This window comes from Paenibacillus pinistramenti, from assembly GCF_005869875.1.
In the GTDB taxonomy this organism is placed as follows: domain Bacteria; phylum Bacillota; class Bacilli; order Paenibacillales; family Paenibacillaceae; genus Fontibacillus; species Fontibacillus pinistramenti.
In genome coordinates this window covers 87,661-109,389 of record NZ_VAWG01000007.1, presented here as the reverse complement: position 1 = coordinate 109,389, position 21,729 = coordinate 87,661, and the positions used below count along the sequence as shown (strand labels likewise).

At 56.4% G+C, this 21,729-nt stretch carries 19 protein-coding genes; 13 read left to right on the top strand and 6 right to left on the bottom strand.

What is annotated here, in order from left to right; genetic code table 11:
- Positions 1-118: 118 nt before the first annotated feature.
- The 3 genes from FCN15_RS10735 (at position 119) to FCN15_RS10725 (ending at position 2,667) form a co-directional block, all read left to right on the top strand.
- Positions 119-1,099, top strand: coding sequence for an aldo/keto reductase (locus tag FCN15_RS10735; RefSeq protein WP_138495006.1), 981 nt, complete (start codon positions 119-121; stop codon positions 1,097-1,099).
- Between the two features lie 119 nt (positions 1,100-1,218).
- The gene (locus FCN15_RS10730; protein WP_138495005.1) at positions 1,219-1,944 is read left to right on the top strand and encodes an SDR family NAD(P)-dependent oxidoreductase; all 726 of its coding nucleotides are present in this window, start codon (positions 1,219-1,221) and stop codon (positions 1,942-1,944) included.
- Between the two features lie 66 nt (positions 1,945-2,010).
- Positions 2,011-2,667 carry a ThuA domain-containing protein gene (locus FCN15_RS10725; protein WP_138495004.1) on the top strand — a complete coding sequence of 219 codons (657 nt, stop codon included), beginning with the start codon at positions 2,011-2,013 and terminating at the stop codon, positions 2,665-2,667.
- A 143-nt stretch (positions 2,668-2,810) separates the two neighbouring features.
- On the opposite strand, the gene FCN15_RS10720 is transcribed toward FCN15_RS10725, so the two are convergent.
- Positions 2,811-3,935 (bottom strand): NADH:flavin oxidoreductase, encoded by a 1,125-nt coding sequence (locus FCN15_RS10720; RefSeq protein ID WP_138495003.1) that lies wholly within the window; start codon positions 3,933-3,935, stop codon positions 2,811-2,813.
- A 200-nt stretch (positions 3,936-4,135) separates the two neighbouring features.
- Here FCN15_RS10720 and FCN15_RS10715 point away from each other — a divergent pair, with 200 nt between their 5' ends.
- The 4 genes from FCN15_RS10715 to FCN15_RS10700 all read left to right on the top strand — a co-directional run bounded on the left by FCN15_RS10715 (position 4,136) and on the right by FCN15_RS10700 (position 9,440).
- Entirely contained in the window at positions 4,136-4,708 is a 573-nt protein-coding gene (locus tag FCN15_RS10715) for a glycerol-3-phosphate responsive antiterminator (protein ID WP_138495059.1), read from the top strand.
- A 261-nt stretch (positions 4,709-4,969) separates the two neighbouring features.
- On the top strand, positions 4,970-6,706 hold the full coding sequence (locus tag FCN15_RS10710; RefSeq protein ID WP_138495002.1) for a glycerol-3-phosphate dehydrogenase/oxidase: 1,737 nt from the start codon (positions 4,970-4,972) through the stop codon (positions 6,704-6,706).
- Between the two features lie 96 nt (positions 6,707-6,802).
- Complete coding sequence (locus FCN15_RS10705; protein WP_138495001.1) at positions 6,803-8,770, top strand: ATP-dependent DNA helicase; 1,968 nt, start codon at positions 6,803-6,805, stop codon at positions 8,768-8,770.
- Positions 8,771-8,804: 34 nt separating this feature from the next.
- A complete protein-coding gene (locus FCN15_RS10700) occupies positions 8,805-9,440 on the top strand; it encodes an NUDIX hydrolase (protein WP_138495000.1) in 636 nt (211 codons plus the stop codon).
- A 174-nt stretch (positions 9,441-9,614) separates the two neighbouring features.
- Here FCN15_RS10700 and phnE (FCN15_RS10695) read toward each other — a convergent pair whose 3' ends face one another.
- From phnE (FCN15_RS10695) to FCN15_RS10680, 4 genes are all read right to left on the bottom strand, one after another.
- Positions 9,615-10,409: a phosphonate ABC transporter, permease protein PhnE gene (phnE, locus tag FCN15_RS10695; RefSeq protein ID WP_138494999.1), complete on the bottom strand. Its 795-nt coding sequence runs from the start codon at positions 10,407-10,409 to the stop codon at positions 9,615-9,617.
- Complete coding sequence (phnE, locus tag FCN15_RS10690) at positions 10,406-11,131, bottom strand: phosphonate ABC transporter, permease protein PhnE (RefSeq protein ID WP_238996630.1); 726 nt, start codon at positions 11,129-11,131, stop codon at positions 10,406-10,408. Before phnE (FCN15_RS10690) ends, phnE (FCN15_RS10695) begins: the two co-directional genes overlap by 4 nt.
- Positions 11,132-11,232: 101 nt before the next feature.
- Positions 11,233-12,003 (bottom strand): phosphonate ABC transporter ATP-binding protein, encoded by a 771-nt coding sequence (gene phnC, locus FCN15_RS10685; RefSeq protein ID WP_138494997.1) that lies wholly within the window; start codon positions 12,001-12,003, stop codon positions 11,233-11,235.
- Positions 12,004-12,155: 152 nt separating this feature from the next.
- Entirely contained in the window at positions 12,156-13,079 is a 924-nt protein-coding gene (locus tag FCN15_RS10680) for a phosphate/phosphite/phosphonate ABC transporter substrate-binding protein (RefSeq protein WP_138495058.1), read from the bottom strand.
- 292 nt (positions 13,080-13,371) lie between these two features.
- Between FCN15_RS10680 and FCN15_RS10675 the strand changes: the two genes are divergently transcribed.
- The 6 genes from FCN15_RS10675 (at position 13,372) to FCN15_RS10650 (ending at position 20,081) form a co-directional block, all read left to right on the top strand.
- Positions 13,372-15,291: a bifunctional 2',3'-cyclic-nucleotide 2'-phosphodiesterase/3'-nucleotidase gene (locus tag FCN15_RS10675; RefSeq protein ID WP_138494996.1), complete on the top strand. Its 1,920-nt coding sequence runs from the start codon at positions 13,372-13,374 to the stop codon at positions 15,289-15,291.
- Positions 15,292-15,621: 330 nt separating this feature from the next.
- Positions 15,622-16,065, top strand: coding sequence for a MerR family transcriptional regulator (locus FCN15_RS10670; protein WP_138494995.1), 444 nt, complete (start codon positions 15,622-15,624; stop codon positions 16,063-16,065).
- Between the two features lie 80 nt (positions 16,066-16,145).
- On the top strand, positions 16,146-17,357 hold the full coding sequence (locus FCN15_RS10665; RefSeq protein ID WP_138494994.1) for an MFS transporter: 1,212 nt from the start codon (positions 16,146-16,148) through the stop codon (positions 17,355-17,357).
- A gap of 93 nt (positions 17,358-17,450) precedes the next feature.
- Positions 17,451-17,876, top strand: a complete 426-nt coding sequence (locus FCN15_RS10660; protein WP_238996619.1) for a universal stress protein — start codon at positions 17,451-17,453, stop codon at positions 17,874-17,876.
- A 141-nt stretch (positions 17,877-18,017) separates the two neighbouring features.
- Entirely contained in the window at positions 18,018-18,488 is a 471-nt protein-coding gene (locus FCN15_RS10655) for a GNAT family N-acetyltransferase (RefSeq protein ID WP_138494993.1), read from the top strand.
- A 138-nt stretch (positions 18,489-18,626) separates the two neighbouring features.
- Positions 18,627-20,081, top strand: coding sequence for a SulP family inorganic anion transporter (locus FCN15_RS10650; protein ID WP_138494992.1), 1,455 nt, complete (start codon positions 18,627-18,629; stop codon positions 20,079-20,081).
- Positions 20,082-20,189: 108 nt separating this feature from the next.
- Here the strand turns inward: FCN15_RS10650 and FCN15_RS10645 are convergent, their stop codons facing one another.
- On the bottom strand, positions 20,190-21,527 hold the full coding sequence (locus FCN15_RS10645; protein ID WP_138494991.1) for a 5'-deoxyadenosine deaminase: 1,338 nt from the start codon (positions 21,525-21,527) through the stop codon (positions 20,190-20,192).
- Positions 21,528-21,729: the final 202 nt, after the last annotated feature.

Below are 21,729 nucleotides of genomic sequence, written 5' to 3'. Positions count from 1 at the left end.
TAACGTTGTCCACCTGCTGCTTACATTCTATATAGCATGGGGCTTCTATTTTTACTAAAATAGTATAGGGTAAACGCATTCATTTTTCATACATTTGACTAAGAGGAGTGTGTTAGTTATGGAATATACGTATCTGGGACGAACAGGCATGAAGGTAAGCACGCTGTGCCTTGGCACGATGAATTTTGGTGTGGCAACGGATGAAAAAGACGCCTTCCGCATCATGGACGCTGCACTCGATGCCGGAATTACGTTCTTTGATACCGCGAACATCTACGGCTGGGGCGAAAATGCCGGCCTGACCGAAACAATCATCGGCAGATGGTTTGCGCAGGGCGGCGGACGCCGTGAAAAAGTGGTTCTGGCGACCAAAGTGCACGGCCAGATGAATGACGCAAATGACGGGCCGAACGATGAACGCGGCTTGTCCTTGTACAAGATCCGCCGGCACCTTGAAGGCTCGCTGCGCCGTCTGCAGACAGACCATATCGAGCTTTACCAGATGCACCATATCGACCGCCGGACACCGTGGGAAGAGCTGTGGGGCGGATTTGAAGCCATGGTGAACCAGGGCAAGGTCGATTACATCGGTTCCAGCAATTTTGCGGGCTGGCATTTGGCCAAAGCCCAGGCGGCTGCAGAGAAGCGGAACTTCATGGGGCTCGTCAGCGAGCAGCATTTGTACAACCTGGTCAACCGCAATGCGGAGCTGGAGGTGCTGCCTGCAGCCCAGGACTACGGTCTGGGCGTTGTCGTATGGAGCCCGCTGGCCGGCGGCCTGCTTGGCGGCAGCGCGCTGAAGGCGGAGAAAGGCACGCGCACCAGCCAGGGCAAAGAGGGCATCGAGCGCCACCGCGGGCAGCTGGAGCAGTACGCGAAGCTGTGTGACGAGCTGGGTGAGTCCCAAGCGAATGTGGCGCTGGCCTGGCTGCTGGCGAATCCGGCGATTACGGCGCCGATTATCGGGCCGAGAACGATTGAGCAGCTGGAGAATACGCTGCGCGCCGTAGAGATCAAGCTGGATCAGGCGACGCTGGATGAGCTGGACCGCATCTTCCCGGGGCCGGGCGGAGCCGCTCCGGAAGCTTATGCGTGGTAATGAATGAAGTCCGGGAAGGCCTGCAGCGGGAGTGTCAGCTGGAATTCGTTAGCCGAAAGCCGGAATTGAAGCGGATGGAAGGAAGAGCCTTTGAGCCTATTACGGAAGGGTGAAGCCGTTTGAGCAGGTATGCATTCGTTACAGGCGCCGACCGCGGTTTAGGGCTGGCGCTGGTCAAAGGACTGATCGCCCGGGGGTTTACCGTGTTTGCCGGGCAGTACATGCCGGAGTGGACAGAGCTCGCGGAATTGAAGCAGGCGCAGGGAGACTCGCTCCTGCTTGTTCCGCTGGACATCGGCAGCGGAGACAGCGTCCGGAAGGCGGCGGAGCAGGTGTCAGCCGTGACGGACAGGCTGGAGCTGGTCATTAACGCGGCCGCCATTCTGGGCGGGATCGAAGCAACTGTAGAAGACGAGCTGGACTTCGAAGACATTCAGCGGGTGTTCAATGTGAACACGCTGGGAACGCTGCGGGTCACGAACGCGCTGACCGGCCATCTGCTGAAGGGAGAAGGCCGGCTGCTCGTGAACATCTCCTCGGAGGCAGGCAGCGTCGAAGACAGCAGCCGCGACAGCTGGTTCGCGTACTGCATGTCAAAGTCGGCGCTTAATATGCAGTCGAAGCTGGTGTATAACCAGATCGCCCCGCAGGGCGGCAAAGTGCTTCTCGTCCATCCCGGCTGGGTCCGGACGTACATGAACGGGTATTTCAATACAGAAGCCGATCTGACGGCTGACGAGTCCGCGGCTGCGATTCTCGGGCTGGCCGACCGGTTCCTGCTGCCTGGCTTTAAGCAGGAGCGGTTGTGCTTGGTGGACTATACCGGCAAGCCGATGAACTGGTAGCCGATGAACGGGTAAACGATGTGCTGGTAACGGCAGGATCTATTATTAATCGGGAGAGGTGTTACAATGGCTGTTCGAACGCTGCTGCTGGGCGACAATGAACGTGCCCCGTACCATCCGCTGCATGCGGTGCAGGAGACGCTGGAGGGAATTTTGGCGCCGGAATTTACGGTTGAGGCCAGCGAGGACCGCGGCAGGCTGACGGCTGACCGGCTGAAGCAGCCGGACTACGGCCTCTGTATCTCCTACACGGACAGCTGGGATACCGCGCCGGAGCCCGGCGAAGCCGCAGGCCTGCTGCAGTTTGTCGCCGGGGGCGGCGGGCTGCTGGTGCTGCACAGCGGCATATCCCTGCAGGCCTCCCCGGAGCTGGCGCAGCTGATTGGCGGGAAGTTTACGGGTCATCCCCCGTATACAGCCCTGGAATTTCAGCCCGCTGAGGCTGAGGCGGGGCAGCCGAATGCCGGCCAGTTGAGTGCCGGACTGCCCGGCTTCCGGATGGATGAAGAGCCGTACCGGTTCGAGCTCGACCTTCTGGCGGAGCTTCAGGTACTGCTGACTTACCGGCATGAGGACCGGGACTGGCCCGCTGCGTGGGCCAGAAGGTATGGCCTTGGCCGGGTTGTTTTTCTCATGCCGGGCCATCATCTGCCTTCCTTCCGGAACGAAATCTACCAGCAGTGGATTTTGAGGGGCGCGTGCTGGGCGGCCGGGCTGCTCTAGCCCGGAAGTGCAGAGGTGCCGGCAAAATAACAGAAAAGCCCAAATTCCGCGGACCGGTCCTAAACAGGACGGGCTCCGGGAACCTGGGCTTTTTCTGCTGCTTTATTTATCTGCTTCCTTATTTATTTCCATCTGTTAAGAGATCAGGATAAGGTCTGAAGCGCTTCAGGCGAGAACGTCTGGAGCTCGTCCATCCGGCCTTCACGGACCTTCGCGGCCCACTGCGGGTCAAGAAGCAGCGCGCGTCCCACGGCCACAAGATCAAAATCTCCTCGGTCCAGCCGCTCAACCAGCTCCTGAATGTCTTTCGTGCCGGCATTGTTGCCTTCCGTAAAGGTAGCGGTGAACTCCCGGTCAAGGCCGACGGAACCGACGGTAATGGTTGGTTTGCCGGTCAGCTTCTTCACCCAGCCTGCCAGATTGAGGTCCGAGCCCTCGAATTCCGTCTCCCAGAAGCGGCGTGTCGAGCAGTCGAAAATATCGACGCCCGCACCCGCCAAAGCATTTACAAGCTGGCCGAGCTCGTCCGGCGTGGCTGCCAGCTTCGCGCTGTAATCGCTCATCTTCCACTGGGAGATGCGCAGGGTCACCGGATAGTCCGGTCCTACCGCAGCGCGTACAGCCTTAACAACGTCAATGGCGAACTGGGCCCGCTTCATCATGCTGCCTCCATAGCGGTCTTCGCGGCGGTTGGTCCGCTCCCACAGGAACTGGTCGATCAGATAGCCGTGTGCCCCGTGGATTTCCACGCCGTCAAAGCCGATGCGCTTGGCATCTGCCGCCGCGTCCGCAAAGGCCTGGATCACCTGGGCGATCTCGTCTTCGGTCATCGGTTCGGTGGACGGGTTCCCCTGCAGATCCAGGCCGGAAGGGCCGATCGGCAGAGCTTCGGGATTAGGCCCGGCGCCTTTCTGGCGGGACATGCCGACATGCCAGAGCTGCGGAAAAATTTTGCCGCCAGCCTCATGCACCTGTCGGACAACCTCGGCCCAGCCGTTCAAGGCTTCCTCGCCGTAGAAGAAAGGCACGTTCAAGGTGTCTCCTGCAGCGGGATGGTTAACCAGCGTGCCTTCGGTAATGATCAGGCCAACGCCGTTCTCGGCGCGCCGGCGGTAGTACGCGGCAACGTCCGGTCCCGGAACGCCGTTCGGGGAGAAAGCCCGGGTCATCGGCGCCATTACAATACGCGTCGGGAAGGTCAGGCTGTTTATCGTACAAGGCTCAAACAAAGCTTCCAGAGATTTCGATTGCTGAGAATGTTCACTCAAGGAATTCGCCTCCTGAATATAGTTGAAATAGGATGAGGCCGCTGTACGGCATCCAAGAAAATTTTACCTCTTTGCGTGAAGAAAGCAAATTCGCCTAAAGTGTACCCTTGATCCTGTTATATAATGGGAGAGGACAAATGGCTGCTATTCCTCTGCGCCGCAGAGGACAGGCTTATCATAAGGAAGGATGGCTGACCTGGATGCTCTTTGGCTCACAAAAGATACTTCCGGCGGTTAAGACGGGCAGGGAGCTGGAGAAGCTGCTCGATTCGCCGTATGTTTATATCGTCCTGCTCGGCGGCAGGCTTGCCCGGCTGCGCCCCATGATCGAGCTGGCTGAGAAGGCAGGCAAGAAGGTGCTGCTCCATGCCGATCTGGTGGATGAATTGAAGAACGACGAGTACGCGGCGGAATATTTATGCCAGGCCGTCCGCCCGGCGGGGCTGATCTCGACGCGGTCAAGCGTCGTGCAGAAGGCCAAACAGAACAAGCTGATTGCTGTTCAGCGGATTTTTCTAATTGATTCGGGGGCGCTTGAGAACAGCTTCGCTTTATTTGAAAAAGTCCGCCCCGACTACATCGAAGTGCTGCCGGGGATCGTTCCTTCTTTAATCGAAGAAGTAAAGCAGCGGGCCGGCGTTCCGATTATTGCGGGAGGCTTCATCCGCAGCGCCGCCGAAGTGAATGCAGCTTTATCAGCCGGCGCAGTGGCAATCACGACCTCGCGGCAGGAGCTGTGGGACACGGGGCTCGGGCGGGAGCAGGATGGATAGGCAAGTGAAGGACTTCAAGGTCAGTGAAGGATTTGTAAAGGAAGAATCGCAATTTAATCGCATCCTTTTCCGTTTATGTGTTACAATCATCGTAACAAGTTGATACGGGTTGGAGACATGGAGAAACCACGAAGAAGCTGCCTGAACCGAAGGTTCGAGGCGCTGTTCGTGGTTTTTTCTTTTTTGCCGGCCGGAGGCAGCGGTCTGATTCTTCAATGCCCCGGCTTGCGCAGCCCATACAAGCAGAAGGAGGTCTTTTTCATGAATCATCAGGTACAACAGGTACAGGGTCCAGGACATTCTGAAGTACATTCCGGCACGGAGTTTTCGGCGGTCAGACGCCGTGAGGTGCTGCAGCAGCTGGAGAGAGGGCCGCTCGATCTTCTGGTGATCGGAGGGGGAATTACGGGCGCCGGGATCGCGCTGGACGCGGCCAGCCGGGGGCTGAGAACGGGACTTGTGGAGATGCAGGATTTTGCGGCCGGTACTTCCAGCCGCTCCACCAAGCTGGTGCATGGCGGGCTCCGCTACTTGAAGCAGCTCGAAATCGGCGTGGTGGCTGAAGTCGGAAAAGAACGGGCGATCGTATATGAGAACGGGCCCCATGTGACCACCCCGGAGTGGATGCTGCTGCCGATCTACAAGGGCGGGACGTTCGGCAAGTTCTCCACCTCGCTCGGGCTGCGGGTGTATGATTTTCTGGCAGGGGTGAAGAAGTCCGAGCGGCGCTCCATGCTGAGCGCGGAGCAGACGCTGCGCAAAGAGCCGCTTCTCAAGCAGGACGGCCTGCTGGGCGGTGGTTATTATGTGGAGTACCGGACCGACGACGCCCGGCTGACGATGGAAGTGATGAAGAAGGCGGTGGAATTTGGCGCCCGGGCGGTGAATTACGCGAAGGTTGAAGAGCTTGTGTATGACGGAAACGGCCTGCTGACAGGCGTCAAGGTCCGTGACCAGTTAGGCGGAGGCGGAGAAACCTATGTGATTAAGGCGGCCAAAATGGTGAACGCGGCAGGCCCGTGGGTGGACGGCATCCGCGAGCTGGACCAGTCCAAATCGGGCAAAACGCTGCGCCTCACCAAAGGGGTTCATCTTGTGTTCGACCAAAGCCGCTTTCCGCTGCGGCAGGCGGTTTATTTCGATACCCCGGACGGCCGGATGGTCTTTGCGATACCACGGGCGGGCAAGACGTATTTCGGCACAACGGATACGAATTACAAAGGCGATACCGCGCATCCGCTGACAACGGCTGAGGACCGGGAATATCTGCTTGATGCTGCGAACTTTATGTTTCCGGAGCTGAAGCTGACGGACGGCGATATTGAATCCAGCTGGGCGGGACTGCGTCCGCTGATCCAGCAGGAGGGCAAAGGCCCTTCGGAAATTTCGCGGCGGGACGAGATTTTTCACTCCCCTTCGGGGCTGATCTCCATCGCAGGCGGCAAGCTGACAGGCTACCGCAAAATGGCGGAGAACGTGGTGGACGACGTCGTCCGGCGCCTGACCGCTGAGAACAAGCTGGCGGGCAGAACGGTGAAGACGGCCTGCCAGACAAAGGAGATTCCGGTCTCAGGCGGAGAGGTCGGCGGTTCAGCCGGTTTCGAAGCTTATGTATCGGCAACAATAGAAGCAGGAGTCCAGGCCGGCCTCTCTGCTGAGGAATCCCGCGGGATTGCCGCCTTCTACGGCTCCAATGCCGGAGCGGTTTATGCCTATGCGGCTGACCCTGCGGTGCAGGAGTGGGCAGAGCGCTTCGGCCTGCCTTTAGCCGTGGCTGCGCGGCTCCGTTATGCGCTGGAGCAGGAGATGGCGGTGAAGCCGGAGGATTTTCTCATCCGCCGTACGGGCTGGCTGTTCTTTGATATTGCGCAGGCAGCGAAATGGAAAGAGGCGGTGACCGGAGCCATGGCGCACTATTTCGGCTGGAGCAGCGGTCTTGCCGAGAAATACGCGGCCGAGCTGGAGCGTTTGATGCGGGAGGCCGTGCAGGCGGGCTGATGAAGCTGTCCTGCCGGCCATTGTATTTTAACTTGCCGCATGGGATAATGGGCTTTTGAGTCTAATGTTAGATCGCCTTGGAGGTAGGACAATTAAGTGAGCCGTTACCCTTTTGAATATGATCCGTCCCGTCCGTTTATTGAGCAGGCTGGCGAATGGATCGGGGATGTATTTTATGATGTGCTGCCCGAAGCCGGATTTGAAGTCCGCGACGAGCAGATTTATATGGCGTACCAGGTGGAGCGGGCTTTTGCCGATAAAATGCCGATCTTCGCCGAAGCGGGTGTTGGAACGGGGAAAACGCTCGTCTACCTGCTGTACAGCATTTGCTATGCCCGCTACACCCGCAAGCCGGCGGTGATTGCCTGCGCGGACGAGTCGCTCATTGAGCAGCTGGTCAAGCCGGAAGGCGATATCGCCAAGCTTACGCGGCATCTGGGCCTCGAGATCGATGCCAGACTGGCCAAATCGCCGGATCAGTATCTGTGTCTGAAGAAGCTGGACCGGGCGCAGCAGCAGCCGGACGATGCCTTCCAGCTTGCCGATTTGTACGCGACCATCCCGGATTTCGTGCATGCGCATAATGGAATGCAGGAATTCCATCCTTACGGGGACCGCAAGGATTATCCGGAGATGAGCGACGCGCAGTGGAGCCGGGTGAACTGGGATTCGTTCCAGGACTGCTTCGCGTGCGAGATGCGCCACCGCTGCGGGCAGACGCTGTCGCGCGACCACTACCGCAAATCGGCGGACCTGATCATCTGCTCCCACGATTATTACATGGAGCATGTCTGGACCTATGAAGCGCGCAAGCGGGAGGGGCAGCTGCCGCTGCTGCCTGAGCACTGCGCGGTTGTCTTTGACGAGGGCCATCTGCTGGAATCCGCCGCGATGAAAGCGCTCGGCTACCGGATGAAGCATGTGATCTTTGAAGAGCTGATTACCCGGCTGCTGCAAAATGAAATCCGCGAAACGCTGGCTGTGCTCATCGACGAGGCCATTATGCAGAGCGAGCGGATGTTTGCAGTGCTCCGCCGCCAGAGCCGCAGGGTACCGGGCTCGGACCGGATGAGCATCGAGCTGAATCCGGGCTTGCTGCGGGAGGTTCACCGGCTGCGCAGCCTGATCAGCCGGATCGAAGAGGAGCTGGTCTTTGAGGCGGAGCTGTACACGATTGAGAGCTACCAGCTGCGGATCGTGGAGGAGCATCTGGAGATGATGGGTATCGCGCTGCGGCTGTTCGAGGAGTCCGGCGCCCTGATCTGCTGGGCGGCTGAAGAGGCGGACGGCCTGACGCTGTCCGTCATGCCGCGCAACGTCAAGCAGGTGCTGGAGGAGCGGGTCTTCAGCCAGCGCATGCCGATACTTTTCTCGTCTGCGACGATGTCCGTGGAGAAATCTTTTTCGTATATGGCCGACAGCCTGGGGATGAACAATTATCTCTCCTTCACAGTGGACTCGCCGTATGATTACGAGAACCGGATGACCGCTTATCTTCCGGAGCCGCTGCCAGCAAGCTTTGAGGACAAAGCGGAGCTCGCCCTCCGGCTGATCCGGCATACGAATGGCCGGGCTCTCGTGCTGTTCCGCACGCAGGAGGAGCTGCGGCTGTTCAAGCAGGCTGCAGCTCCGGTGCTGGAGCAGATGGGGCTTGCGCTGCTGGCCGAGGGCGACCGCGAAATCAGCCATCTGATCGCGGGCTTCCAAAGAGACGAGCACAGCGTCCTGTGCGCAGTCCGGCTGTGGGAAGGCCTGGACATTCCGGGCCCTTCGCTTTCGAATGTAATCATCTGGTCCCTGCCTTATCCGCCGAATGACCCTGTCTTTGCGGCCAAGCGCGCCGAAGCGTCTTCGCCTTTCGAAGAGGTGGATCTGCCTTACATGCAGCTCCGCTTGAAGCAGGGGATCGGGCGGTTAATCCGCTCCAGCGCGGATCAGGGAATAGTGACTGTTATGGCTGACCCGGACAACCATCCGGTGGAGGAATATATACGGGCAGTGCTGCCGGCAGGCGTGGAGCTGACCAGGCTCCAGGAAGGAACCGCACTCCGGCACTGGCTCTAGCTTGAGCTTGCCGCAGAATAAGGGAGGGATTTCTTTGGCATCTGAAGAAATGCTGGATACTTTTACAGAACAGCTGGAGCGGACCGGCAGTGCAAGCCGCAGACAGGTTCATGCGGAAGGGCTGTGGCACCAGACGTTTCAGTGCTGGTTGATCGACAGGCAAACGGACCCGGCGGACCCGGGACTCCTGTTCCAGCTGCGGGCGGAGGATAAAGAGACCTTCCCTGGCAAGCTGGACATTTCCTGCGCGGGACACCTGCTGGCCGGAGAAACGCCGGCGGACGGCATCCGCGAGCTGGAGGAGGAGCTGGGCATTGCGGTGAATCCGGAGGACCTGCACTACTGCGGCACCGTTGCCCAGGAGAGCTTCATTTCCGCGGAGCTGACCGACCGGGAGTTCAATCACGTCTATGTCTATGAAAGCAGCCTGCCGCTTGCGGAGTACCCTTTTCAGAGGAGCGAGATCTCCGGGCTGTTCAGAATCGGTCTGAAGGATTACAAGGCGCTGCTCAGCGGGGAGCTTGCAGAGGTGGAGGCGAGAAGCGGCATCCGGCATGACCGCGTGCAGGACAAGCTGTACCCGGCGGCCGAACGCTTCACGCTGGAGGATTTCACGCCGAATTCGGAAGCGTATTACAAGCTGCTGTTTGAAGCGGCTGAAGCCTTGTAGAAGAGAAGAACAATTGCAGCAGCCCGCTAACCATGGAGCAGTCCGTCCATCGTTGGACGGGCTGTTGTTGGCTTTGGCGTGACATTATCCTTGTAAAAATAACAAGACCACCAGGGGCATCCGCCCAAGGTGGTCTTGTGCCATAAAGCAGCAAGCAAATGAAGCAGATCAAGCTCACACAATCTTCTTCCGCAGCCAGCCGGAGATCAGGTCGGTGATCGTGATGAGTACGATGATTCCGTAAAGAATGATCGCCACCCGGCTCCAGTTGCGGGTCTGGAGCGCGAAGATCAGCGCCGTGCCAATGCCGCCCGCGCCTACGAGACCAAGAGTGGTGGCAGAGCGCATATTGATTTCGAAACGGTAGATCGAATAGGAGAGGAACTGCGGGATGACCTGCGGCAGCACGGCGAACACCAGCACCTGAAACCGGTTGGCGCCGCTTGCAGTCAAAGCCTCCGACGGGCCGGGATCAATCGTTTCGATTGTTTCGGAATACAGCTTTGCGAGCATCCCGATAGAGTGGATGCCGAGTGCGAGCACCCCGGCGAAGGCCCCTGGGCCGACCGCTTTAACGAACAGGATCGCTACGATCAGCTCGGGGATGACGCGGATAATCGTCAGGACGATTTTTCCCGTGCCGGAGGCCGCCCAGCCCCTGCTCATATTGGCGGAAGCCCAGAAGGCGAACGGGATACAGACAAAGGCGGACACCACCGTGCCGAGCAGGGAGATGATGAGGGTCTCCAGCAGGCCGGAGAGCAGATCCTCGCCGCCTTCCATATGGACGAAGGACCAGTCGGGATGCGCAAAGCCCTTCAGAATCGAGAGCGTAACGGTCTTGGCCGTAGACTGAATACCGGCAAAATCCATGCCCAGGAACGCCCAGACATAAACCGCGATAATAAGGATGGCGATCAGCCAGAATTGAACACGGAAGAGCAGCGGTTTAGGCATTTTTTCATTCATAGCAGTTTCCTCCGTACCACGTTGCTTGCGTAATCAATGACCAGCACGATGGCCAGGGTGAGCAGGATGATAATGCAGGCCCGGTCGTAGCGGAACAAGCCGAGCGAACGGTCGAGCAGCAGGCCGATGCCTCCTGCGCCGACAAGCCCCAGCACGGAAGCCGCGCGGACATTGACTTCAAACGTATAGAGCAGATAAGACACAAAATAAGGCAGAATCTGCGGCACCACACCGAAAGCGATAATCTTGATTTTGTTTGCGCCGACAGCGGTCATCGCTTCAATCGGCCCCGGATCAATGGCTTCAATCGCTTCGAAGGTCAGCTTGGCGATCAGGCCGAACGAGAAGAACATCAGCGCCAGCATACCGGCAAAGGGACCGATGCCAAATACGGCTACAAATATGGAAGCAAACAGCAGATCAGGGATCGTTCTGACGAGGTTCAGAATAATCCGGACCGGAATCGTCACGGCTTTGGCCGTTACAATGTTATTCGCACAGAGCAGGGCGACCGGAATGGCGAGGATTGCGCCGAGCGTGGTGCCCATGATGGCAATCTGCACGGTTTGAATCATCGGTTCCCATATCGTCGGAAAATAACTCCAGTCCGGCGGGAACATCTCGCCGATCAGCTTGCCCATCTCGGGGATGCCGTTCATCAGCTTGATCGGCGTCACTTCGACCTGGTAGCAGCAGATAACAAACAGGACGATGCCGACCATCCAGGCGGCATACCGTTTGTAGCGGCCCGGCGGCACCGGCAGGGGACGGGGCGCCTGGTTTGGAGTTGGAGTTGGAGTTGGAGTTGGAGCGGCCGGACTGTTCATGACTCTGCTCCCAGCAGCTCGGCCTCAAAGATTGACCGGCCGTAGATATGGGCAAAAGCCTCGTCGGTGGCTTCCTCGGGCCTGCCGTCAAACACAATTTCGCCGGCGCGCATGCCGATAATACGGGTCGCATACTCCCGGGCCAGGTCGATGTGGTGCAGGTTCACGATCGTCGTTATGCTCAGCTCCTGGTTGATCCGCTTCAGATCATCCATTACCTGGCGGGTCGTCAAAGGGTCGAGGGAGGCGACGGGCTCATCAGCCAAAATGATCTTCGCTTCCTGTGCAAGCGCCCGCGCGATGGAGACGCGCTGCTGCTGTCCGCCGGAGAGCTGGTCGGCCCGGGAGAAAGCTTTTTCACGGATATTAACCCGGCTCAAGGCATCCAGCGCCAGCTCGATGTCATGCCTCGGGAACAGGCCGAATACGGTGCGGAGGGTGGAGTGGTAGCCTACGCGGCCGGACAAGACGTTGCGGAGCACGGTGGAGCGTTTGACCAAATTAAAGCTTTGAAAAATCATGCCGATGCCGCGGCGGATAAGGCGCAGCTCCCGGCCCCTGGCAGCCGTCACGGACTTGCCGCCGATCAGGATTTCCCCGGAGGTAGTGTCGTGCAGCTTGTTGATCGTCCGCAGCAGCGTTGACTTTCCGGCCCCGGAAAGGCCGACGATCACGACCATTTCTCCTTCGTTAATTTTCAGATTCACATTATTCAGCCCAACGGTGCCATTCGCATATCTCTTGCTTACATTCCGGAATTCAATCATGTCCATATCTTCCAACTTTCTGCTTGGATTAGCGGCTGTACGCCGTAGTAGAATAGAAAACAACACCGCCTGTTTAGGACGGTGCTGCCCCATGAACTGAATCGCGAAACTTTGCTTGGTAATTTTATTCAAAGCCCCGCTTGCTGCCTCTATTACTTGATCTCCTGTCCTACCTCTTTCGCATATTCGCGGACCGGATCGAAGTTCTTGTCGTCGCCTTTTTCATAACCTACGTGCGTGTAGATGTCCTGGATGATCTTCTGCCCTTCAGGATCGTTGCCGATGTCGATGAATGCCTGAGCGATTTTGTCCTTCCAGGCTTGATCCATATCGGTGCGCACGCTGATGGTGTCGTTAGGAATCTTGGCGGTATAGTGGATAACGCGTGTCTTGTCGAACACGTCAGGAATATCTTTCTTAACGGTATTGCGGGCGTCCTGGAAGACGGCTACAGCATCAACCTGACCGTTCAGAAGCGCCAGTACAGCCTGGTCGTGGCCTTTAATTGTTACGCCTTCAACGTCTTTGTCCGGGTCGACTCCGGCTTTCTTCAGCTCGGCAGCAGGGAAGACATAACCAGCGGAGGAAGTAACGTCCTGCCAGCCGATCTTTTTGCCTTTCAAGTCTTCAAGCGTTTGGATTGGGGAATCCTTCAGCACCAGAATTTCTGATTTATAGAAGTTGACCTTCTCTGTTGTGGATTCGCCGGTGTCATCTACAATGCCGTAGCGCTGAGCCTGGAGCAGAAGATCTGCGGCATTCTTGTTGTCATGCGCCAGCACGTAAGCGTTTGGAGGCAGGAATCCTACGTCCACCTGTTTGGAGGCCATGGCTTCCACGATTGTGTTGTAGTCGGGGGATACGGAGACTTTTACCGAAATTCCGAGCTTGTCACCTAGCAGCTTCTCCAGCGGTTTGGCTTTGGCTTCAAGGGTGTCTGCGTTCTGGGAAGGTACGAATTGAACGGTTAATTCTTTCGGTACATAAGAACTGCCGGCATCATCTTTGCTGCCGCAGGCGGCAAGGCTCGCTGTTACAGCAAGTGCCATACATACTGCTAGAGCTTTTTTCAACAACATGGTTTCCCCCTAAAGAGTTTTTGTTTGTAATTAAGGGATTCCTAAGAATTCCTCTATTACGTATTTTAAACAGTATAGTGAATTAGTTGGTAAACGGGAAGTACAGCTTTTGTAATAATTAGGTAAAAAATATTTTATAAGACAGCTGGTTTGGAAGAGGGATTTTACATAGAATTATTTCTGGTAAAATAAGCTTTTGTACAATCTAAAGAGAATCTTGGCTTATATAGATAGGCATGAAGAGATAGGTAGGAAGAGAAAGGCGTGAAGGCGGCGGGAGGGAGAACCAATGAGGAGTGAAACACAGAACCGGCCAGCAGTCAGCGCAGAGCGCACGGAGCGGCCTGCAGCAGCACAAGCCAGGCTTCGGATTATGGCGACAACGGACGTGCATATGCAGTTGCTGGGCTATGATTATTACAGGGACCAGGCGACGGAGCGCAGCGGGCTTGTCTATACGGCGGGACTGATCCGCCAGGCCAGGGCGGAGGTGCCCAGCAGCCTGCTGCTGGACAACGGGGACATTCTGCAGGGCTCCCCTATGGGAGATTACGAAGCGCAGAAAGCCGCAGAACAAGCCGTTCACCCTGTATTTAAGGCCATGAATGATTTGGGCTACGACGCCGGTACGCTCGGCAATCATGAATTTAATTACGGGCTGGAATACCTTCAGGCCTGCCTGAAAATGGCTGATTTCCCTTATACAAATGCGAACATTGTTGATCCCGGGACCGGGAAGCCGATGTTTGAGCCGTATATTTTGCTGGATAAGCGTCTCCTGTGTGAGGACGGCTCGGAGAGCTTCGTCAGGATCGGACTGATCGGCTTCGTTCCGCCGCAGATTATGCAGTGGGACAAGGGCCACCTTGAAGGCAGGGCGCAGGTCCGGGACATGCTGGAAGCCGCGCGGGAGTGGATTCCGGTGATGAAGCGCCAGGGTGCGGAAATTGTCATCGCTATGGTCCATGCCGGATATGAAGAGGTGCCGGAGACTCCGTTTATGGAAAATGCTGCGCTCCACTTCGGCCGGATGCCGGATGTGGATGCGATTATTTTCGGACATGCGCACAAGCTGTTTCCGGGCCCTTATTTCGAAGGACGGACAGGCGTGGACAACAAGCGCGGGACGCTGTACGGCATCCCGGCAGTCGAGCCCGGATATGCGGGTGAATACCTTGGCGTGATTGACCTTGAGCTGGAGCTGCAGGATGGAAAATGGCGGGCCGCAGGCGGCAGAGCCGAGTGCAGGCCGATATACGACGCCGCCTCAGGCAGGCTGCTGGCAGAGCCGGACGAGGGACTGGCGAGGGTGCTGGCGGACAGCCATGCGGAGACGCTGGCTTACATCCGCGGGCCGGTTGGGCAGACGACTGGGCCGATCCACAGCTATTTCTCGCTGATCGCGGACGACAGCTCTGTGCAGCTGATCAACGACGCGCAGCGGGAGTATACCCGGAAGCAGCTGGAGGGAACGGTCTATGAGGGAATGCCGGTGCTGGCGGCATCCGCGCCGTTCAAGACAGGCGGGCGATACGGTCCGGACCATTTTACAAGCATTCCGGCAGGCGGGCTTGCGATCAAGCACCTTGCGGATCTGTACAACTATCCGAACACGCTGCATGCGCTGCGTCTAAACGGCGCCGAGATCAAGGAATGGCTGGAATGGGCGGCGGGATTGTTTAGGCAGATCGATCCGGAGCGGGCTGAAGAGCAGCCGCTGATCGACCCGGAATATCCGAGCTTTAATTTCGATATCATCGACGGAATCGAATATGAAATCGATATTACGAAGCCGGCGAGATATGACGCCTCCGGCAGGCTGATCCATCCTGAATCCAGCCGCATTGCGTCGCTGACCTTTGAAGGACATCCGGTCGATCCGGAGCAAACCTTCATCGTTGCGACCAACAGCTACCGGGCGTTCTCGTCCGAGCTGGCGAATCCGGGCGGACAGCGGATCGTGCTTGCCACCACGGAAGAGAACCGGCAGGTGCTTACGAATTATATTAGGGACACGGGGACCATCACGCCTTATGCGGACGGCAACTGGCGGCTGCTTCCGCCCGGCGGAAATCCGGCGGTGACCTTCCTGACTTCTCCCAAAGCGGCAGAGGCTGCGGAAGAGTGGGAAGGACTGCAGTTTGAAGGAATAAATGAAGCAGGCTTCGCCAAATTCCGCGTGGATTTGAACCGGTTGAAGCGGCGGTGATGTAGGGGATAATTAAAGCCCGGCTCCAGCCCAAGCGATGTATCGCTTGGCTGGAGCCGGGCTATTTTTTTAAAATAGGTAGGAATTTTGCTGAAGCCAGCGGAGAGACGAAGGATTGCGGACAAGCGCAGCGATGAGAGCAACGTTCGTCTCGGAGCCTCCCGAGCACAAACGGACCTCCACCTTATGATGTTCGCGAAAAGTTAACGTTGACGTTAACGTTACACACATATATAATATTTTACATAAATAAGAAGTGATAGTATAACAATTTATTATGCATTCAAAATGAATGGAGGGGAATCTTAACCAAGAAGGGAGACGTGAGGGATGTTTTTCAAAATTGACGAAGTTGCCAGAGAATGCGGCCTTACCAAGAGGACGATCCGGTATTATGAGGAAATCGGCCTGCTTCCGCCCCCGCAGCGGAGCGATGGCGGGATTCGGCTCTACAGCCAGAACGATATTGATCTCCTCAAGAAGATTGTGAGTGCGAGGGAGGTCCTGGGCTTCTCGCTTCAGGAGCTTCAGCAGTATGTCAAATACGCCGAAGCGCTGCGTGGGCAGCGGCAGGCGTACATGGAGAAGATGAACCAGTTAAGTCCGGATGAACGCACAGATAAATTAACCGAAATCGACCGGACGGTGTCGGAGCAGCTTGCTTTGATGGAGCAGAAGATCGAGAATATCCGGGGATTTCAGGAGGACCTGGAGCAGTTTCAGAAGATGGTTAGAGACGCGCTGACGAAGCTGCAGCAGGACGGGAATCAGTAAAGCATGAATACAGCACGAATAAAGCATGAATATAGCTTCTATTGCGAATGACTATAGTATCTATTTTGGAGGTTGGAGACATGAAATCAGAACCACAGCAGTCCGGTGAGCTTCATAAGCGATCCGGCATGTTATCACAGCCCAAAGCCGTTTGGGCTGTTGCTTTTGCCTGCGTTATTTCCTTCATGGGACTTGGTCTGGTAGACCCGATTCTGCCGGCCATTGCCGAACAGCTGCATGCCAGCAAGAGCCAGGTGTCCCTGCTGTTTACGAGCTATAACCTGGTGACAGGCCTGGCGATGCTGATTACCGGTGTCGTGTCGAGCCGGATTGGCATTAAATGGACGCTGCTGATCGGCATGATTCTTATCGTTATTTTCTCGGGGCTCGGCGGGTACTCGGATACGATCGGCCAGATCGTCGGCTTCCGTGCAGGCTGGGGACTCGGGAATGCTTTGTTTATCGCGACGGCCTTGTCCGCCATTGTCGGCTTCTCGACATCCGGCACGGCCAAAGCCATTATTTTATATGAAGCGGCGCTTGGGCTGGGGATTTCCGTTGGTCCGCTGCTGGGCGGCGAGCTGGGCTCCATTTCCTGGCGCGGCCCGTTCTTCGGCGTGAGTGTGCTGATGCTGCTCGGCTTCCTGTTTGTGCTCTTCATGCTCCCTAAGGTGAAGAAGGCGGCCAGCCGCACATCGCTGAAGGATCCGTTCAAGGCGCTGGCTTATCCGTCCCTGCTGACGCTGGGGATCGTAGCCTTCTTGTACAATTTCGGCTTCTTTACCTTGATGGCTTATTCTCCTTATGTAATGAATCTGGATGAACATGGCTTGGGTTATGTCTTCTTCGGCTGGGGGGTTCTGCTGGCCTTGTCCTCGGTCTTCATTGCGCCAAGAATCCAGCAGCGCTTTAACCTGGTTCCTTCCATCGGCTGGATGCTGACCTTGTTTGCGGTTGATCTGGGAGTTATGGCGGTCGGTACCATTAACCACTCTCCGAATACGGTCATTGTGGCGGTTATTATCGCGGGTCTGTTCCTAGGCATCAACAACACGCTGATTACGACAGCCGTTATGCAGGCAGCGCCTGTGGAGCGTTCGACCGCATCTGCAGCTTACAGCTTTGTCCGCTTCCTGGGCGGGGCGGTATCGCCTTGGCTGGCCGGCAAATTGTCTGAATGGTACACGGCGGAGCTGCCTTTCTGGTTTGGCGGCGCCATGGTGCTTGTGGCCGTAGTGGTCCTGGTTGCGCGCGGCCGTCACCTGCGGGGCATCAACATTGAAGCCCATTAACATTAAAGTTCATTAACATTAAAGTTCATTAACATAGAAGTTCATTAGCATAGAAAAGCACGCTTATCCTAACCCCATAAAGGAGTGATCTCCATGTTTAAACATCTCCTGGTGCCGTATGACGGCTCGGAGCATGCGCTCAGAGCGCTCTCCCATGCGAAGCAGCTTGTGCTCAGCCTGGCTGAAGCGCCGAAGCTGACCGTCCTTCATGTCAATCCTGATATTTCAATTAACGAGCCTCCTGTCGGTGTGGAGCTGGATGAACAGATCGCCAGAGAAGGGGAGGAGATGCTGATTCCGGTCCGGGAGGCGCTTGCCGGTCTGCCCGCAGGCAGCTGCAGCACAATCGTCAGACACGGTGATCCCGGTAAAATCATCTGCAAATCTGCTGAACAGGAACAGGCTGATTTGATCGTTATGGGTACGCGAGGGCTCGGTCTCGTCTCGGAGCTGCTGATCGGTTCCGTGAGCCATTATGTCATTCAGCACGCGTCCTGTCCGGTTACGATTGTTAAATAAGGAACAGCTCGGAAGGCTGGGGAATCCGTCCATTTTCGGCTTAATTTGTCGAAGAAGGGCGGGTTCTTTCTTTTTCACTATAGAAGTAAATCGATTTCTGGGTTAAAATGATAGGCAGTAAAATCGAGGAGACAGACACCAATGGTAACTTTAGAGAGGATAAAGAGCGGACAGGTCCGTGCGGAGATGGAGCTTATCAATTCGGACCCGTATTTCAATAAAATAACCAGGGGCAAGGAAATTATTGATCTGAAGGAAGCGCTTGAAGAGATCTACGACTCTGAAGGGCTGGGAACGGAACGATATTTTGTCCTCCACAATGACGAACGAATCGGCATTCTCGAATTTCTGATGGAGAACCCCCAGGATGGACAGACCTGGCTCGGGCTGCTGCTGATCGGCAAATCGTGGCAGGGGAAGGGGCTTGGCAGACAGACGCTGGAAATGTTTCTTGCGGTCATGCAGGAGCGGAAGGTGCCCCGTGTCCGGATTGGCGTTGCGGTCGGCAATGAACCGGCGCATCACTTCTGGATGATGCAGGGCTTCAAACCGATAGCTTCCAATAAAAAGGAAGACGGACGGGAAATTATCATATATGAGCGTCTAGTATAGATAAGAGAATGATAAAGAGAATGATAAAGAGAATGGCAAAGAGGATGCCCGTTATACAATAAAGCAGCAATCGCAGACAAAACGGCCGAAACCGGGAGTCTGCTATTTTATTTGATACACAAGGAGGAATTTTGTTCATTGTTATTTTCACAGCTTAAGAGACACTGGTTCTCAAATACACGGGCGGATCTCCTTTCAGGCATGACCGTGGCGCTCGCGCTGATTCCCGAGGCGATCGCTTTTTCAATTGTGGCGGGTGTCAGCCCGATGGCCGGCTTGTACGCCTCTATTACGATGGCGGTTATCATTTCCCTGGCCGGCGGCAGACCCGGGATGATCTCGGCTGCAACCGGCGCGATTGCGCTGCTGGTGACGGGACTTGTGAAGGACTACGGGGTTGAATATTTGTTTGCAGCTGCGGTGCTGGCCGGGATCTTCCAGATTATATTGGGGGCGCTCAAGCTGGGCCGGTTCATCACCTTTGTGCCGCAGCCGGTTATGACGGGATTTGTGAATGCGCTGGCGATACTGATCTTTATGGCGCAGCTCACGCATTTTAAAGGCCAGGGCTGGATCATGTACGCGCTTGTCGCGCTGACGCTTGTCATTATCTATATCGTGCCCAAAATAACCAAAGCCGTTCCGCCGGCGCTTGCGGCAATCATTGTCGTGTCGATTCTGACGATTTCGCTTCATCTAAACGTTTATAAAGTAGGAGATATGGGGGCGCTGACCCGCGATCTGCCTGTCTTTCATTTGCCGGATATTCCTGTTACCTGGGATACGTTTATGATTATTCTGCCTTATTCGGTGTCCATGGCTTTCGTAGGACTGCTGGAGTCGCTCATGACCGCGATGCTCATTGACGACCTGACGGACACGGCCAGCAATAAAAATCGTGAAATGCGCGGGCAGGGCATGGCGAATATCGTTACAGGCCTGTTCGGCGGCATGGGCGGCTGCGCAATGATCGGGCAGTCCATGATCAATATCAAGTCGGGCGGCAGAACCCGGCTCTCGACCCTGGTGTCGGGCGTCTTCCTGATGATTCTGCTCGTGCTGCTGGGGGATATCGTCAAGCAGATCCCGATGGCGGCGCTGGTAGGCGTCATGATTATGGTGTGTATCGGTACATTTGACTGGAAGTCCTTAACAACGTTGAATAAAATCCCGCTGCCGGACGCCATCGTGATGATTGTGACGGTGATCGTGGTGGTCGCGACAGACAATTTATCCATTGGCGTAGCCGCAGGCGTGGTGCTGAGCTCGGTTGTATTCGCCTGGAAAATGGCCGTTGTCCGCCTGACCGCGTCCGCCGGAGAAGACGGAGCCAAAGTCTACACCGTTACCGGCCAGATGTTCTTTGGCACGATGCATCATTTTGTGAACCATTTTCAGGCGGGTGATGATCCGGACCGGATCGTAATAGACTTTTCCAGAACCCATATCTGGGATCAGTCAGCTGTTAAAGGCATAGCCCGGGTTATCGAAAAATACGCTCAGCTCGGTAAAAAGGTCACCATCAAAGGGCTCAATGAGGAGAGCAAGGCGCTCGTCGACCGGATCGGGCTCGCCCCTGCGGGCGGGCATTAAGCTTAAACTGGGAAGATGGGAGATGCAGTTCCCCGTCTGCAAAAATAAACAAAGGTGCTTCCGCATTCAAATTGCGGAAAGCACCTTTTTGCCGTTATCCAATCCTATTTAAACCAGTACGCTCCGCTTCATCAGCCGCTTGATGCTGTTATCCGCCTCACGCAGCACAATGGATTTGTCCAGCGTGGTCATAAGGCCTTTGTCCATGAGGATTTTGCCGCCGACAATCGTGGTCTCCACATCTGCCCGGGTGGCGGAGTAGACGATGCGCGAAATAGGGTCAACATCATAGGAAGGGAAGGTATGAAAATTCATGAGGTTAAGGATCGCAAGGTCCGCCTTCTTGCCGACCTCGATGCTGCCGATCTCCTTCTCCATGCCAACGGCCTTGGCGCCGCCGATGGTCGCCATCCGGAAGACCGTGCGCGCATCCATGACAGTAGGGCCGTGATGGGGCTTCTGAATGAGAGCCGCAAGCCGCATTTCGTTAAACATGTCGAGGTTGTTGTTGCAGGGAGCGCCGTCCGCGCCAAGACTGACGGAGATATCGCGGGCCAGCAGGTCCGGAGTTTCGGCGATGCCGGAGGCCAGCTTCAGATTGGAGCCGGGACAGTGGCTGACCCGCACTTTGCGGTCATGCAGAATCCGCTTCTCCTCTTCGTCCAGCCAGATGCAGTGGGCAAGGATCAGCCGCTCGTTAGCCAGTCCGATATGGTCGAGATAGACCACGTTCCGCATGCCGGTCGCAGCCTGGACAATCTCGATTTCGCCAAGATTCTCCGAAGCGTGGGTGTGAACCATAACCCCGTATTTGGCGGATAAATCGCGGACTTCCGTCAGCAGATGCTCGGTGCAGGACACGACAAACCGCGGGGAAAAAGCGTACCGGATCCGCCCGCCGTCATATCCGTTCCACCGCTCGAGCAAGTCCACGCTTTCCTGCAGGGAAGCGAGGGTATCCTCCTGCAGAGGAAGCGGGATGTCTGCGTCCTTGCGGTCCATCATGACTTTACCCGATAGAGCGCGGATGCCGCTTTCGGCAATCGCCTGCATGGCTGAGCCGGTATGGTTAACGGTCTCCATGTCCACGATGGTCGTCGTGCCGCTGGAGATCAGCTCCCCGATGCCGAGCAGGGCGGAGTAATAGACCGATTCCTCGTCATGGGCCGCCTCGAGCGGCCAAATGCGGCGTTTCAGCCAGTCCATCAGTTCCAGATCATCTCCACGGCCGCGGAACAGGGTCTGGCATAAATGGATGTGCGTCTGGATGAAGCCGGGAATGACGGTCCGGCCGGAGGCGTCCAGCACCCGATAGGGGCCGGGAGGATTCAGCTGCCTGCCGATGGCGGCAATCATGCCGTTCTCAATCCAGATGTCCCCCTGCAGGATCTCCTCCGTGGCGTTCATCGTTATGATCTCTGCGTTTCTAATCAGCAATCTCTCCATGAGCAATCTCCTCCCTGCTGCGGTAAATAGCTTATTCCAGATTATCCCGGAAATTCCGCCCGTTGAATAATGAGAATTACATATCAGGCTCATAACACATTTTTATGCCGCGGCTGACCCGGGAGGTCCGTGGTGAAGAAAATGAAACTTTCAGCGACGGTTTTTCGTCTATTATGGAAGTTGTTGATGGTTATTTCATAAA